The sequence below is a fragment of the Sodalis sp. dw_96 genome (genome assembly GCF_018449575.1).
GTDB lineage: Bacteria > Pseudomonadota > Gammaproteobacteria > Enterobacterales > Enterobacteriaceae > Acerihabitans.
Map to the genome: position 1 here is coordinate 329,121 of NZ_JAAVUT010000003.1, position 13,427 is coordinate 342,547.

The 13,427-nt window shown below is 57.7% G+C and carries 14 protein-coding genes and 2 tRNA genes; 8 read left to right on the forward strand and 8 right to left on the reverse strand.

The window, feature by feature from the left end; translation table 11 throughout:
* The first annotated feature begins 105 nt into the window (after positions 1-105).
* From HB631_RS06945 to HB631_RS06960, 3 genes are all read left to right on the forward strand, one after another.
* Positions 106-180 (forward strand) — tRNA-Gly (locus tag HB631_RS06945).
* Positions 181-576: 396 nt separating this feature from the next.
* Positions 577-879 carry an SDR family oxidoreductase gene (locus HB631_RS06955; protein ID WP_213990418.1) on the forward strand — a complete coding sequence of 101 codons (303 nt, stop codon included), beginning with the start codon at positions 577-579 and terminating at the stop codon, positions 877-879.
* A 13-nt stretch (positions 880-892) separates the two neighbouring features.
* Positions 893-1,312 carry a heme-binding protein gene (locus HB631_RS06960; protein ID WP_213990419.1) on the forward strand — a complete coding sequence of 140 codons (420 nt, stop codon included), beginning with the start codon at positions 893-895 and terminating at the stop codon, positions 1,310-1,312.
* A gap of 63 nt (positions 1,313-1,375) precedes the next feature.
* Here the strand turns inward: HB631_RS06960 and HB631_RS06965 are convergent, their stop codons facing one another.
* Complete coding sequence (locus HB631_RS06965) at positions 1,376-1,957, reverse strand: TetR/AcrR family transcriptional regulator (RefSeq protein ID WP_213990420.1); 582 nt, start codon at positions 1,955-1,957, stop codon at positions 1,376-1,378.
* 172 nt (positions 1,958-2,129) lie between these two features.
* Here HB631_RS06965 and HB631_RS06970 point away from each other — a divergent pair, with 172 nt between their 5' ends.
* Positions 2,130-3,125: an aldo/keto reductase gene (locus HB631_RS06970; RefSeq protein ID WP_213990421.1), complete on the forward strand. Its 996-nt coding sequence runs from the start codon at positions 2,130-2,132 to the stop codon at positions 3,123-3,125.
* A gap of 381 nt (positions 3,126-3,506) precedes the next feature.
* Positions 3,507-3,581 (forward strand) — tRNA-Gly (locus tag HB631_RS06975).
* Positions 3,582-3,790: 209 nt separating this feature from the next.
* On the opposite strand, the gene HB631_RS06980 is transcribed toward HB631_RS06975, so the two are convergent.
* Positions 3,791-4,288 (reverse strand): helix-turn-helix domain-containing protein, encoded by a 498-nt coding sequence (locus HB631_RS06980; RefSeq protein ID WP_213990422.1) that lies wholly within the window; start codon positions 4,286-4,288, stop codon positions 3,791-3,793.
* A gap of 164 nt (positions 4,289-4,452) precedes the next feature.
* Between HB631_RS06980 and HB631_RS06985 the strand changes: the two genes are divergently transcribed.
* The 3 genes from HB631_RS06985 to HB631_RS26955 all read left to right on the forward strand — a co-directional run bounded on the left by HB631_RS06985 (position 4,453) and on the right by HB631_RS26955 (position 6,636).
* A complete protein-coding gene (locus tag HB631_RS06985) occupies positions 4,453-5,175 on the forward strand; it encodes an SDR family oxidoreductase (protein ID WP_213990423.1) in 723 nt (240 codons plus the stop codon).
* A 68-nt stretch (positions 5,176-5,243) separates the two neighbouring features.
* Positions 5,244-6,125, forward strand: coding sequence for an NmrA family NAD(P)-binding protein (locus HB631_RS06990; protein WP_213990424.1), 882 nt, complete (start codon positions 5,244-5,246; stop codon positions 6,123-6,125).
* Between the two features lie 172 nt (positions 6,126-6,297).
* A complete protein-coding gene (locus tag HB631_RS26955; RefSeq protein ID WP_255556850.1) occupies positions 6,298-6,636 on the forward strand; it encodes a Fic family protein in 339 nt (112 codons plus the stop codon).
* Between the two features lie 182 nt (positions 6,637-6,818).
* Here the strand turns inward: HB631_RS26955 and hutH are convergent, their stop codons facing one another.
* The 6 genes from hutH to HB631_RS07025 all read right to left on the reverse strand — a co-directional run bounded on the left by hutH (position 6,819) and on the right by HB631_RS07025 (position 13,419).
* Positions 6,819-8,351 (reverse strand): histidine ammonia-lyase, encoded by a 1,533-nt coding sequence (gene hutH / locus HB631_RS07000; RefSeq protein ID WP_213990425.1) that lies wholly within the window; start codon positions 8,349-8,351, stop codon positions 6,819-6,821.
* A gap of 45 nt (positions 8,352-8,396) precedes the next feature.
* The gene (locus HB631_RS07005) at positions 8,397-9,350 is read right to left on the reverse strand and encodes a hypothetical protein (RefSeq protein WP_213990426.1); all 954 of its coding nucleotides are present in this window, start codon (positions 9,348-9,350) and stop codon (positions 8,397-8,399) included.
* 220 nt (positions 9,351-9,570) lie between these two features.
* Positions 9,571-10,599 (reverse strand): ATP-binding cassette domain-containing protein, encoded by a 1,029-nt coding sequence (locus HB631_RS07010; protein WP_213990427.1) that lies wholly within the window; start codon positions 10,597-10,599, stop codon positions 9,571-9,573.
* Positions 10,596-11,621 (reverse strand): ABC transporter ATP-binding protein, encoded by a 1,026-nt coding sequence (locus tag HB631_RS07015; RefSeq protein ID WP_213990428.1) that lies wholly within the window; start codon positions 11,619-11,621, stop codon positions 10,596-10,598. The genes HB631_RS07010 and HB631_RS07015 overlap by 4 nt, the downstream gene beginning before the upstream one ends.
* Positions 11,622-11,626: 5 nt before the next feature.
* Positions 11,627-12,502 (reverse strand): ABC transporter permease, encoded by an 876-nt coding sequence (locus tag HB631_RS07020; protein WP_218626951.1) that lies wholly within the window; start codon positions 12,500-12,502, stop codon positions 11,627-11,629.
* Positions 12,499-13,419 carry an ABC transporter permease subunit gene (locus HB631_RS07025; RefSeq protein ID WP_213990429.1) on the reverse strand — a complete coding sequence of 307 codons (921 nt, stop codon included), beginning with the start codon at positions 13,417-13,419 and terminating at the stop codon, positions 12,499-12,501. The genes HB631_RS07020 and HB631_RS07025 overlap by 4 nt, the downstream gene beginning before the upstream one ends.
* Between the last annotated feature and the right edge of the window lie 8 nt (positions 13,420-13,427).

The window sequence follows — 13,427 nt, forward strand, 5'->3', positions numbered from 1 at the left end:
TCAAACGAAAAGAAGGAATTTTTGGCGCTCGGGGGCTTGCGGTGAAAATGTTTTCTCGTATAATGCGCTCCCCATACCGATAACGTTTTTAACGCTATCGGCAAAGCGGGAATAGCTCAGTGGTAGAGCACAACCTTGCCAAGGTTGGGGTCGCGAGTTCGAGCCTCGTTTCCCGCTCCAAATTAAGCACTGCGGGGTTACATGACATTCCGCGGTACATTGAAATCAGGACCTTCGGGTCCTTTTTTCGTTTCAGCGGCCGGGAAGGATTGTCAGCGCCAGGCGAGCCATCGTTTCGGCCAGGGTTGCGGCGCAAGCCTGCGGGATGCCGAGTGCCTGGACGCGCTGATCCAACTGCTGTTCAAGTTAGCTGCGTTTAACATTCCTGTTCATATAGATTCGTTCTAAATCTTCGGTTGTGCCCGATAGTGGTTCAGAAAGATAGCCACTGCTTCGTCAATCACGGCCTGCCGTTCCGCTTGAGTGAACGTCTCCTCATGGCCCAGCACCCTTATCCACAGCAGCGGCTCATCGATGAGACCCAGGAACTGACGTGCCGCGCGCTCGCCGTTCTTGATGACCAGCGTGCCGAGTTCGCCTTGCTTCTCGAATTACGCCGCGAGCAAGGCCGGCCTGATCGGTCTGGCGCACTACTACGCGGCCGCGCTGGCCAAGGAAGGCATCACCTCCAACGCGATTGCGCCGGCGTTGATCGAGACGGAGATGCTCAAAGGCAACCCGGCCATCAAGCCGACGCTTATCCCCCTCGGCCGTTTCGGCCAGACCGACGAAGTGTCTTCTGTGGTCGTCATGCTGGCCGGCAATGGCTATATCACCGGCCAGACCATCAATGTTAATGGCGGCTGGTACATGTGCTAGGGGATAAATTTTCATGAAAACAGAGCTTCAACTGGATTACGCCGACGCAAGATCGATTGCCGATGCCTGTGGAAACGAATCAATCAGGACGGATGTCCCGGTCAGTATCGCCGTACTGGACCCAGCGGGCCATCTCCTGCTGATGGTCCGGTTCGACGGCGCCTCGTTCCAGACCCCCGAGGTGGCGCGGGGCAAAGCATTGACTTCGGTGATGATGAGAAAGTCCAGCAAGGCGATTGAAGACGCCACGCTCTCTCGTCCAACCTTGGGGACGTTCAATGATGGCCGCCTGCCGATTCAAGGGGGAATGCCGATATTTGCCAACGGTGTCTGCATTGGTGCGGTCGGTGTCTCGGGAGGCACCCCTGAACAGGACGAGTCCATCGCACAGGCCGGGGTGGATGCGTTTAGCCGTGACAACGGGGCGGCCTAGCACGCCAATATCAATGTAAATTGTGGGCGGTGGCGGGACGATGAGACCTGTCCTCCGCGTATATTAACCTGGCCACGCCTTCAGCGCCCTGGCGACGGTGCGATAAAGGTCGTCCCGGGTCGCGCCGGACTGCGCATCGAACGCCATCCCCCAGCCCACCACCATAATAAACCGCGCGAGCTCGTCCGGATCCTGATCCTCCGGCAGATCGCCGCTTGCCCGGGCCTGTTGAAACCGCTCGCGTAACCTTGCCCGGCGGGCCTCGCGTATTGACGAGAGCTCCCGACGTACCGGACCCGAATCATCAAAACAGGGCAATGAGCAATTTACGCTAAGACAGCCGGGCGGGCATGCCGGATCGGTATAAAGATCCGCCATCCGGTACAGTATATGCTCCGCGACACCGAGGGCGGTGGGCTGACTCAAGGCCTCTTCCGCATAGCCAAGACGGATTTTTGCATAGCGTTCCAGGACCGTCTTGAACAGGCCGTCCTTACTGCCGAAGGCAAAGTAGAAGCTGGGGGGCGTAATGCCCATCGCTTTGGTCAGGTCAGCCAGGGATGTCCGTTCGTAACCTTTGCGCCAGAAAAGCTCGGTTGCCGCCTCAATTGCCTTATCGACGTCGAATACTCGCGCGCGCCCCATTTGCCGCTTACCCCACCCTGCATAGTTTCACATTATAGCGATCATTATACATCATCTTGACAAGACCTGATATCGTAATATAGTGATCACTATATTACGGTTGGTTCACACATTTACCCGACCGGGGGAGGTTGGCAACGGCTGACCTGTCTTCAGCAACCATGGAGTCAATATGCAATTCACCACATTCGGCCGGACCGGTCTGACCGTATCCCGTCTCTGCCTGGGCACCGGAACCTTCGGTAAACAAACCGACGAAGCGGAATCAAAGCGGATCTTTGATATCGCTTCGGAAGCCGGCGTTAATTTCATCGACACCGCGGATATGTACCCGGCCGGCATCGGCGCCTCCGGCATGGGGCGCAGTGAAGAGATTACCGGCCGCTGGCTGAAGGGCAAGCGCGACCGCTTTATTCTTGCCACCAAGGCGGGCGGCCCCATGGGTCCTTCCCCCTGGGACCAGGGTACTTCGCGTAAACATTTGCTTGACGCAATCGACGCGTCCCTGCGCCGATTGAACGTTGAGTATGTCGATCTCTACCAGCTTCATTTGGATGATGCGGCTACCCCCCTGGACGAGACAATCGAAGCACTTGACGCCATCGTCCGCTCAGGCAAGGCGCGCTATGTCGGCGTATCGAACTTCCTGGCCTATCGGCTCGCGCGCGCCATCGGTCGCCAGGAAACGTTAAAATTGGTTCGGTTCGTTTCGGTGCAGCCGCGTTATAACCTGCTGTTCCGTGAAATCGAACGCGAGCTGTTGCCCTTGGCCAGAGAGGAAAACCTGGCGGTCATCCCCTTCAATCCCCTCGCCGGAGGATTGCTGACAGGCCGTTACCGGCAGGACGAGACGCCGGAACAGGGACGTTTCTCGGCGGAAGTCGGGCAGTTTGGCGCCATGTATCAGGCGCGCTATTGGCATCAGCGCGAGTTCGAGACTATCGCTAAGCTGCAAGTGGCCGCCGGGGAGATCGGGGAACCGCTGACCAAGCTGGCCATCGCCTGGATTCTGGCAAACCCCGCCATCACCTCGGTTATTCTGGGCGCGAGCCGGGCGGAGCAACTGACCGATTCTCTGGCCGCGGTGGATTACAGCCTTCCGGCGGATCTCAAGGCCCGGTTTGATGAACTCACCATTGAATATCGCCGTGGGGACGCGGCGAGATAGTACGATATACCTGCCGACGAATGCTGACGAATGCCGGCCTCACAGCGAGGGGCTTAGGTGGAAACGGCGCATCAAAACGTTGACGCCGGGGTTCCGCTGGGATTAAGCAAGGGGATAAACGGTGGCGAGTTAGGGAAACTGCTGCCGTTCTGAACGGTTGAGCCCCGGCATTTAAAAAGAACTTGTCAGTTTTAAACATCTGGTCCATAATGCAGTCCGTCTTTGAAAAAGATGAATAAATATCAACGGAATCAATCGATTGTGTTGAAAATGTTCTGAAAGCGCAGCAGAAATACTTTGTACGGCGGCACTCTTCGTAAATATTGAGCGGGTGCGTTTCGGTAAAGGCATTCTGTGCAAATGCGTTTTGTGGAACATTATGCGGGAATAGCTCAGTGGTAGAGCACAACCTTGCCAAGGTTGGGGTCGCGAGTTCGAGCCTCGTTTCCCGCTCCAATTCTTCTTATGAACCAGCTGATTTTATACGACTAAATTCTTCCTCCCAGCTCCTCGAAGAAGATGACCTGTAGCTGCTGTCGAATTATCTCGATGGGGTTGCCCTATATATCGAGGTCTCCCACCGTCGGATCGGCGGCCATCACATTTTTTTACCTTGGCGTAAATCCCGGTTTTTGATGATCAGCATCTGCCCCTTCTAAAAGTCCCTAATCCAGGTTTTGCCGTGATGCGGCGATTTTTTCGCGCACAGCGTCGGTGGCGCCGGGTCCGGCGACAATCCGGTACTCCTGTGGTGATATCTCTTTGCCGGTGTTTCGGTCCGCAAAGAAAGGAACAGCCATTTTTTGGCTCTTGATATTCTTGAGCTGAACAATGTCCCCCTCAGGGGCGAAATAGGTGTTCCCCCATTCCAGCAATGCCCCTATGACCGGATAGAAATCGCGACCGCACTGCGTCAGGATATATTCATACCGCTCCGGACGTTCACTGTAGCGGCGTCGTTCAAAAATGCCGGCTTCCACCAGTTCTTTGAGGCGGCGCGTCAACGTGTTAGGCGCAATGCCTTCCACGCCTTTCTGAAATTCGTCGAATTTCCTGGCCCCGTAAAAAGCCTCGCGCAGAATCAAGATGCTCCACCATTCGCCAACCTGATCAAGGCTGCGGGCGATAGGACACACAAGCTGGTCAAAACTCTTATGTTTCATGATTGCTCCCTGTCAAAACCACAGATATCAAAAGTAACTTGCATGATGATAGTGACATTGTTACTATCATCATGCAAGTGACAAACGGTGCAAACATCCACCATGACAATGCAGCGCTGATGCATTAAATCATCGACCCCCCAGCCAGCTATAGGAGAATAAAGATGAATCTTAAAGAAAAATCAGTTTTGATCACCGGTGCGAATCGCGGCCTCGGTGCCGAGATTGTACGCTCCTTCTTACAGCACGGCATCGGCAAGGTTTATGCGGGTGCTCGCAATCCCTCATCCCTGCCTGACTTTAACGATGCGCGAGTTATTCCCGTACGGCTTGATATCACTAAGCCTGACGAAGTCGCCGCCGCCGCACAAAACATCGGTGCTGTGGATATCCTGCTGAACAATGCCGGCATCATGAATTTCAGCGGTATTCTCACGGCCTCAACCGCAGAGCTGTCGGCGGATATGGACGTAAATTACTATGGCACCGTTCGCATGATTCAGGCTTTTGCGCCCTTGATGGAAAAGCACGGCGGCGGCGTGATTGCAAATCTTGTCAGCGTTGTCGGCCTGGCGTCGGTGCCGGGCATTGAAGGCTATTCAGCATCGAAAGCGGCGCTGTTTTCCGCCACACAGGCGGCACGTACGGCCTTGAAGTCCAAGAATATCACTGTAATCGGCGTCTTTCCCGGCCCCATTGATACCGACATGGCGAAAAACTTGCCGCTCGACAAGGCATCGACGGTTGATACAGCCGAAGACATCGTCAAGGGCATTATTGCCGGGCAGGAAGACATTTATCCTGATCCCACCTCGAAACAGATTTCCGGTCTTTGGGGCAGTAATCCCAAGGGATTGGAGCAATTCTTCGCCGATATGGCGGGTTAATCGATCGTAAAGGCCGCTCGCGGGATAATCATTTCGCGGCCGGTTCGCGCTCGGATAAGGAGAAGAAAATGACTGAAGCAAACATCTTGGTTAGTGGCGCAACCGGGCGTACCGGCGGCGCGGCCATAAACGAACTTCTGAAAATGGGTAAGCCGGTACGGGCCTATGTGCGATCGGATAACGAAGAAGTCGCGGCGTTGCGCAAACGCGGGGTTGAGATTGCCTTTGGCGATTTCACCAACCTTGACCATATCCGCAGCGCGATGGAGGGCATCAACTCCGCTTATTTTCTTTATCCCATAGCGCCGGGCATTATCAGCGCCGCCGCCTTTTTTGCCCAGGCGGCCAAAGAAGCCGGCGTAACCGCGATCGTCAACATGTCGCAGATATCGGCACGTCGGGAATCGGCAAGCCATGCCGCGCAGGATCATTGGATTTCCGAGCGGGTCTTTGACTGGTCAGGCGTGGCGACAACGCATCTTCGCCCGACTTTTTTTGCCGACTGGCTGGCATACGATCATTTCGCCAAGGAGATTTGGGACAGGAAAAAAATCGAATTTCCCTTCGGCAACGGACGTCATGCCCCCATCAGCGCGGAGGATCAGGGGCGGGTTATCGCGCATATTCTCGCCAATCCGGTCGGTCATGAAGGCAAAATCTATACCCTGCACGGTCCCGTCGAAATGAACCATACGGAAATCGCCGCCGCCATGAGTGAGGTGCTGGGGGTGAAAATCGACTATGCGCCGGCCTCCGTTGAGGCATTCAAGCAAAAAATGGAGCAGGTTTACCAGTTCCCGCCGTTCCTGGTACAGCACCTGGTGGAAGTGGCGCGAAACTACCAGGCGGGCATCTTCGCGGGCACCAATGATAACGTAGAGAACATCACCGGCGCCCCGGCGCTTACCGTGCGGGCTTTTATCGAGAAGAACCGCGGGGTGTACGCCTGAGAAGCGCATTAACGTCATGTCGATGGCGCGTTGATGGCGCGTTTATGGTGCAATTTTATTAATCGCGCCATAATCGCGCCATCATTTCGTTGCTCTCGGCTACGCCTGTGAATTCAATAAATACGTCTATCAGACGATCTTAAACGCATTCCAGCCTCTGACGGTGGCCGATTTGTCGGCGGAACATCCGGCCATTGCGCGACGGACCCTTCAGCGCTGGTTGAAGCAGCTTGTCGCTGATGGCAAAGTGTGGGCGCAGGGGGAGGGCCGGGGGCGGCACTATTTGGTCGACCTCAATGTGGTCCACCTCAATCACTTGGCGCACATCAGTGAAGTATTCGATTTACTGCTGGCCAAAGCGCGGGCCATTACCGATCCTTTCGAACAGTCATTTTTTATGATGGTCCATCTGCCCTATCTGCAACCCTTCGCCGATATCAATAAACGTACCTCCCGCCTGGCGGCCAATCTGCCGCTGCTGCGGGCCAAACATTATCGAACCTTGAATTAAGGCTATACCCTGAATAATTCGAATTGCAGGAAGGCGGCAACGCAGCGACAAATCTGTCTGGAACAGATTTGAACGCTTCTTGCAGCGGCCCCGAAGGGGCGAGGACAAGGGAGGGGGCCGAGTATTGCCAATGCCCCCGCAACCTGAAGCATGGCGGCTATATCGGCGCTGGGTTGATACGTTTACATCAGCTGCGGCAATAATTCGCTGCCGCCCAAGGCGCCGATGATGGCGCCGGAGGCTACCATCTGCGCGGCATTGGCGATATCCGTCGCCATGTAGCGATCGGTGGTCAGCGAGGCGATCTGTTTTCTCACCTGCCGCGTGACCTTGAGCAGCTCAGGGCTGGTGGCGAGGGGGGCGCGGAATTCAATGCCCTGGGTGGCGGCCATGATTTCGATGCCCAGGATAGCGTAAAGGTTATCGAGCATTTTCAGCAGGCGGCGCGCGCCGTGGCAGGCCATGGAGACGTGATCCTCCTGGTTGGCTGAAGTGGGGGTGGAGTCCACCGAGGCGGGATGGGTCATTTGCTTGTTTTCGCTCATCAGGGCGGCGGAGGTGACCTCAGCGATCATCATGCCGGAATTGAGCCCGGGAGCGGCCACCAAAAACGCCGGCAGGCCGAAGCTCAAGGTGGGATCCACCATCAGGGCGATACGCCGCTGAGCGATGGACCCGATCTCGGCGATGGCCAGCGCCAGGATATCCGCCGCGAATGCCACCGGCTCCGCATGGAAGTTGCCCCCCGATACCACGGTATTATCAGACAGCAGCAGCGGATTATCGGTGACGGCGTTGGCCTCGGTGCATAACGTGGCCGCCACCTGGCGGATTAAGTCGAGGGCGGCGCCGGCTACCTGCGGCTGGCATCGAATGCAATAGGGATCCTGCACGCGCGGGTCGTTTTCCAGATGACTCTGGCGTATTGCGGACTTGTCCAGCAAACGGCTGAGGCTGCGGGCGGTGTCTATCTGTCCCCGGTGGCCGCGCAACTGGTGGATTTCATCATGCAGCGGGGCGGTGGAGCCCATGATGGCATCGGTGGTGAGGGCGCCGGAAATCATGGTGGTTTGCAGCGCCCGATGAGCGCCGAACAGCCCGGTAAGCGCCAGCGCGGTGGAAACCTGCGTGCCGTTGATCAGCGCCAGACCCTCTTTGGCCGCCAACACCACCGGTTTTAGTCCCGCCAGCTTCAGCGCCTGTTGAGCAGGCATTCTCTGGCCAAGCATATACGCTTCTCCTTCCCCTATCATCACCGCCACCATATGCGCCAGGGGCGCCAGATCACCTGATGCCCCCACGGATCCCTGCCCGGGAATCACCGGAATGACGTCGCAGGCCAGCATCCCTTCGATAAGACGGATAATATCGTAGCGTACCCCGGAGGCGCCTCGTCCCAGCGAGATAAGCTTCAGGGCCATGATCAGGCGCACCACCGGCCTGGCCAGCGCTTCTCCCACGCCGCAGCAGTGGGATAAAATCAAATTGCGCTGCAGAGTGGCCACGTCTTCGGCGGGAATGCGCACAGACGCCAGCTTGCCGAAACCGGTATTGATACCGTAGACCGCCACATCTCCCGCCACAATCTGCGCCACGCGCGCCGCGCTGCGCTGTATCGCCTCTTCCATGGCCGGATCGAGCCGGACGCCGACGTCGGAACGATAGATTTGCTCCAGTTCCGGCAACGTCACCTTGCCGGGTTTCAAGATAATCATGCTGTATTTCCTATGAAGTGGGTTACCCTGCCGCTTATCCGCCGGTCAGGCCAGTTCTACCGTAAGCCATATGGGGGTTTTGGTTTCAAAGGTGCTTTTCCAGACCTCAATACCCACCTGGTCAAGACGATCGGTATGTTCCGGCGCCACTTCTCCCAATACCGGCTGGGCCAAATCCTCGGTGGTGGGGCCGTATTGGACGATAAATTTCTGTCCGGTGGACTGGGAAAAACGCAGTCGCCCTTTCGGGGCATCGCAGATTCTTTCCCGCACATGGATAGGGGCGGTGGACACCAGCGGGCACCAGGCATACATGGACTCGCCGGTGACCACGGCATGATCCTGCAAAATGGTAAAGGGCAGGGCGTTAATGACATCCTGGCACAGCTCCGGGTTTTCATTTACCGCCAGATAGGCATCCACGGTAATTCCCAGCGGTTGCCAGGTCAGGCGGATCTTTCTGCCCTGGTTGATCTTTACCCGCAGCGCGGGGTCGGCAAGAGTGGGGGCGACTGCTTCGGTTTGGCTATAGGTGAATTCTTTGCCAAGGCGCCACGGAAAATAATGGAAAGACCAGGCGGCCATTTTATTGGTGTAAATGCAGAACGCCCTGACGGCCTCAATCGCCTGCTGTCGCGACTGCGCCCGGGGCAGCCACTCCCTCAAAGCAAAGGCCAGGGTGCCCATTTTCGGGAAGCCGCTGTAGCGCAGATAGTTGCTGTAGGGGTGATCGAAGCTGTCCAGGATAAAGATGAATTGCGACAGGTCGATATCGGTGTTTTCAACGATCTGCACCAGCGGATAATAGGTATACATGGAGTAATCGCGCATCATGCCGGCCGCGATATCCCAGGTACCGAAATATTGACCGTAGCTCCCGGCCTGATTGTCCAGCGTGCCGGTGCGAAAAGCGTAGATCTCCGCGGGTTCATCATTGGCGATGAGCGCGGTATGGCTGTGAATGTCGTTAATCACATCGCCAAGGCTCGTATAACTCATACCACTCACTCCTGTCGTCGAAAAGCAACCTAACGGTGACGCCGCCCCATAGGCGCGCGTGATAATCATGACAGGATTATTGTATATACAATATAATATTATGTATATACATAAGTGATGCAAATTTAGCTGTAAATTTAGCTGTAAATTTAGTAGTGAATTTAGTTGTGAATTCAGCCTTGGATTTTATTGTGAAGCTGCCTGTTAGCCTGGTCTTTTATCAGGGAACCGGCGTTTCTTCCCGAACGAAATGGCCCGCTGAGACTTCTTTCATATATCCGGCGGTTTGCCACCCCGTGGGCGATCCGGTATAAAACACCCGCTTTTTGCCGCGCTCCAGGGCCGGGTCGGCTTCCAGGGTGGCGCTGAGCAGCGCTTGGGTATAGGGATGGCGCGGGTCATTGAAAATGTCCTCCACGGAGCCGGTTTCCACAATCAAGCCCCGCAGCATCACGGCGACCCGATGGCAAATATGGCGAACCATGCCCAGATCGTGGGAGATAAACAGATAAGACAGTCCCTGCTCATCTTGCAGTTGCTGTAGCAGGTTGATGATTTGCGCCTGAATGGAGACATCCAGGGCGGTAATCGGCTCATCCGCCACGATTAATCGGGGTGACAGCGCCAGCGCCCGGGCGATGCAGATACGCTGGCGCTGGCCGCCGGAAAACTCATGGGGATAACGGCCGATATGGCTGCTGTCCAGTCCGACCTTGGCGAACAGCGCCCGCACCCGCTGCTCTAAAGCCTGGCGGGGCTGTCTTCCCTCATGAATAAGAATGGGGTCCGCCACAAACCGGCCGGCGGTCATGCGGGGATTGAGGGCGGAGTAGGGGTCTTGAAAGATGATCTGCATGACTTTACGCAGCGGCCGCAGCTCTCTCTGGCTCAGCTCCGTCAGATCCCTGCCCTCAAGCAGCACCCGGCCGCCGCTGGGCCTCTCCAACTGCATCAGGCAGCGCGCCACGGTGCTTTTGCCCGATCCCGATTCTCCCACCAGGCCCAGGGTTTCTCCTTTCTCCAGGGAAAAGCTCACCCCTCCCACCGCGGTGAACACCCCGCGCCGGCCGAACCACGGGCTATTGACCGAATACTCTTTGCTTAAACCCTCGACCTGCAATAACGGCTGCCGGGCCGGGGGCAATGGGCTACGGGTGGTGGCTGGATTTCCTGTTGCTGTTGCAGGCAGCGGATCATGGGCTATGGCTGGATTTCCCGTGGCTGTTGCAGGCAGCGGATCATGGGTCATGGCTGGTTTTCCTGTTGCTGTAGCTGTTGCAGGCAGCGGGGCAAATCGTACCAGGCGGCCACGCGGTGCTGCGGCGTGGCGTCGGACACCGGCCGCAGCGGCGGCATTTCAAGATGGCAGCGCGGAGTGGCGAAAGGGTTGCGCGGTGCAAAGGGATCTCCCTGCGGGCGCTGGGCCGGGTTGATGGGCTGCCCGGCGATTTGAAACAAGGGCTCCCGCGGGCGCTGGCCGCGTTTGGGCAGAGATTGCAGCAATGCCCAGGTGTAGGCGCTGTAGGGCTGGCCGAACACTTGATCCACCGGCCCCGTTTCCATAATTTTACCGGCGTACAGCACCTGCACCCGGTCGGCCATGGCGGCCACCACCCCCATATCATGGGTAATCCAGATAATAGACATCCGCATTTCGTCGCGCAGTTCCCGGATCAGCTGGATAATCTGCGCCTGAATGGTGACATCCAGGGCGGTGGTGGGCTCATCGCCGATAAGCAGCTTCGGCTTGCAGGCAATGGCCATGGCGATCATCGCGCGCTGGCGCATGCCGCCGGAAAACTGAAACGGATATTGCCTGACCCGTTCAGCGGCATCGGGAATGCCCACCAGTCCCAGCAGGTCGACGGCGCGCCGGCGCGCCTTGCCGTAGCTCATGCCCATATGATGCACCAAGGGCTCCGCCAACTGTCGCCCGATGGTCAGCACCGGATTGAGGGAGGTCATAGGCTCCTGGAAGATCATGCCGATCTGTCCGCCGCGGACCTCTCGCAGCGCTTTAGGGGACAGGGCCAGCAGGTCCTTGCCCTGGAACAGCACCTCTCCCTGAATCCGTCCACCCTTGCGCAGCGGCAGCAGTCCCAGCATCGCCAGGGCCTGCATGCTTTTACCGCTGCCGCTCTCCCCCACGATACCCAGGGTTTGGTGAGAGTCCAGGTTATAGCTGATATCGTCGATAATACGCACCGGCGGCCGCCCGCGTTTAGCGGCCACCTCGACGGTAAGATTACGCACTTCCAGCAGCGGCGGCATAGGGTTCACTCCCCGGCAGAATGCAGTTTGGGATCAAAAAAGTCGCGCAGCCAGTCACCGACGAAATTGGCGCTCATGACCGTTAACACGATAGCCAGCCCCGGAAAGGCGGTGACCCACCAGGCGGTGGCGATATAGGTGCGTCCTTCCGCCAGCATTCTTCCCCAGCTCGGCCAGGGCGGTTGTACCCCCAGCCCGAGGAAACTCAGGCTGGCCTCCAGCAAAATGACCCGGGAAAACTCCAGCGTGGCGATAACCAGGATCGGGGTGAGAATATTCGGCAGCAGGTAATAACGCAGGATATGCCACGGCCCGGCCCCCACGGCGGTGGCCGACAGGACAAACTCCTGCCGCCGCAGGGCCAGCACCTGGCCGCGCACCAGGCGGGCGTAACGGATCCAACTGGTGATCGCCAGCACGATAATCAAATTGCCCAGGCTGGGACCGGCGGCGGCGATAACAATCAGCGCCAGCAAAATCAGCGGAATCGACAGCTGCATGTCCACCAAACGCATCAAAACCCGATCGGTGATGCCGCCGGCATAACCGGAGATCATGCCCACCAGCACGCCCACCACGCCGCCAATCAAAACCGCGGTGCAGCCCACGGTGATGGATACCCGGCTGCCGAACAACAGGCGGCTGAACATATCCCGTCCCAGCTGATCGGTGCCCAGGGGGTGCGATGCCAAATTGAAAAACTGATAAGAAGGCGGCTTTAACCGCTGCAATAAATTCCCGTGTACCGGGTCGGGCAGGGGCAGCAGGTAGGTGCTTAACGCCCCCAGCAGCAACATGATAAGCACTATCCCGCCAATCAGGCCGATTTTGCTGGCCGCCAGGCTGCGGCCGAAGGTTCGTATGCCAGTACCGATAATCATTGGGATTGCCTCACGCGCGGATCCAGCCAGCTATACAACAGATCCACCACCAGGCTCACCAGTAAAAACAGGCCGGATACCACCGCTACTCCCGCCTGGATTAACGGGAAATCCCGGTTGGCCACCGCCTCGACGATAAGCCTGCCGACCCCGGGCCAGGAAAAAATGGTTTCCACCACCACCGAACCCCCCAGCATCTCCCCCACCAGCAATCCGCTCATGGTCACCACCGGCAGGACGGCGTTGCGCGCCATATGCCAGCTGATGACCGTTCCCGGCGGCAAGCCCTTGGCCCAGGCGGTGCGCACATAGTCCTCCCCCATGACTTCCAGCAGGCTGGATCGGAACAGGCGGGCAATATTGGCGGCGACAAAAATCGACATCACGGCGGTGGGCATAATGAGATGCAGCACGCTGCCGGTGCCGCCGGTAGGCAGCCAGCCCAACTGGACGGAAAACAGCAGGATCATCATGATGGCCAGCCAGAACGCGGGGGTGGCCTGCCCCAGCATGGCCAAGGTGAGCACCAGGAATTCCCAGACGGAGTTGCGGTACAGCGCCGCCACCAGGCCCGCCAGGCAGCCGATCACCAGGCCGAACAGGGCGGAAAGGGACGTCAGCGTCAGGGTGGCCGGCATGCGTTCCAGCACCACCTGCAGCGCCGGACGCTGATAAAAAAAGGAGTTGCCCAGATCCCCCGACAACACATGGCGTAGAAAACCGAGATATTGCTCCAGCAGCGGGCGCTGCAACCCCAACTGTTCCCGCATGGCCTGCAGGTCGGCGGCGCTGGCTCCCTGTGGCAACAGTAAGGATACCGGGTCTCCCAGCATACGGGATACCAGGAAGATAATGGTCACCAGGCCGAATACGGCAATCAGCACTTCCACTACTCTGGACAGAATATATTTAGCCACGCGGGTCG

Excerpts from the sequence above, each read along its gene's own strand:
- HB631_RS06990 (WP_213990424.1), top strand. The coding sequence starts at position 5,244 with ATGACTGAAGCAAACATCTTGGTTAGTGGCGCAACCGGGCGTACCGGC.
- HB631_RS06985 (WP_213990423.1), top strand. The coding sequence starts at position 4,453 with ATGAATCTTAAAGAAAAATCAGTTTTGATCACCGGTGCGAATCGCGGC.
- HB631_RS06970 (WP_213990421.1), top strand. The coding sequence starts at position 2,130 with ATGCAATTCACCACATTCGGCCGGACCGGTCTGACCGTATCCCGTCTC.
- HB631_RS07005 (WP_213990426.1), bottom strand. The coding sequence starts at position 9,350 with ATGAGTTATACGAGCCTTGGCGATGTGATTAACGACATTCACAGCCAT.
- HB631_RS07010 (WP_213990427.1), bottom strand. The coding sequence starts at position 10,599 with ATGACCCATGATCCGCTGCCTGCAACAGCCACGGGAAATCCAGCCATA.
- HB631_RS07020 (WP_218626951.1), bottom strand. The coding sequence starts at position 12,502 with ATGATTATCGGTACTGGCATACGAACCTTCGGCCGCAGCCTGGCGGCC.
- hutH (WP_213990425.1), bottom strand. The coding sequence starts at position 8,351 with ATGATTATCTTGAAACCCGGCAAGGTGACGTTGCCGGAACTGGAGCAA.
- HB631_RS06960 (WP_213990419.1), top strand. The coding sequence starts at position 893 with ATGAAAACAGAGCTTCAACTGGATTACGCCGACGCAAGATCGATTGCC.
- HB631_RS06955 (WP_213990418.1), top strand. The coding sequence starts at position 577 with ATGACCAGCGTGCCGAGTTCGCCTTGCTTCTCGAATTACGCCGCGAGC.
- HB631_RS07015 (WP_213990428.1), bottom strand. The coding sequence starts at position 11,621 with ATGCCGCCGCTGCTGGAAGTGCGTAATCTTACCGTCGAGGTGGCCGCT.
- HB631_RS06965 (WP_213990420.1), bottom strand. The coding sequence starts at position 1,957 with ATGGGGCGCGCGCGAGTATTCGACGTCGATAAGGCAATTGAGGCGGCA.
- HB631_RS06980 (WP_213990422.1), bottom strand. The coding sequence starts at position 4,288 with ATGAAACATAAGAGTTTTGACCAGCTTGTGTGTCCTATCGCCCGCAGC.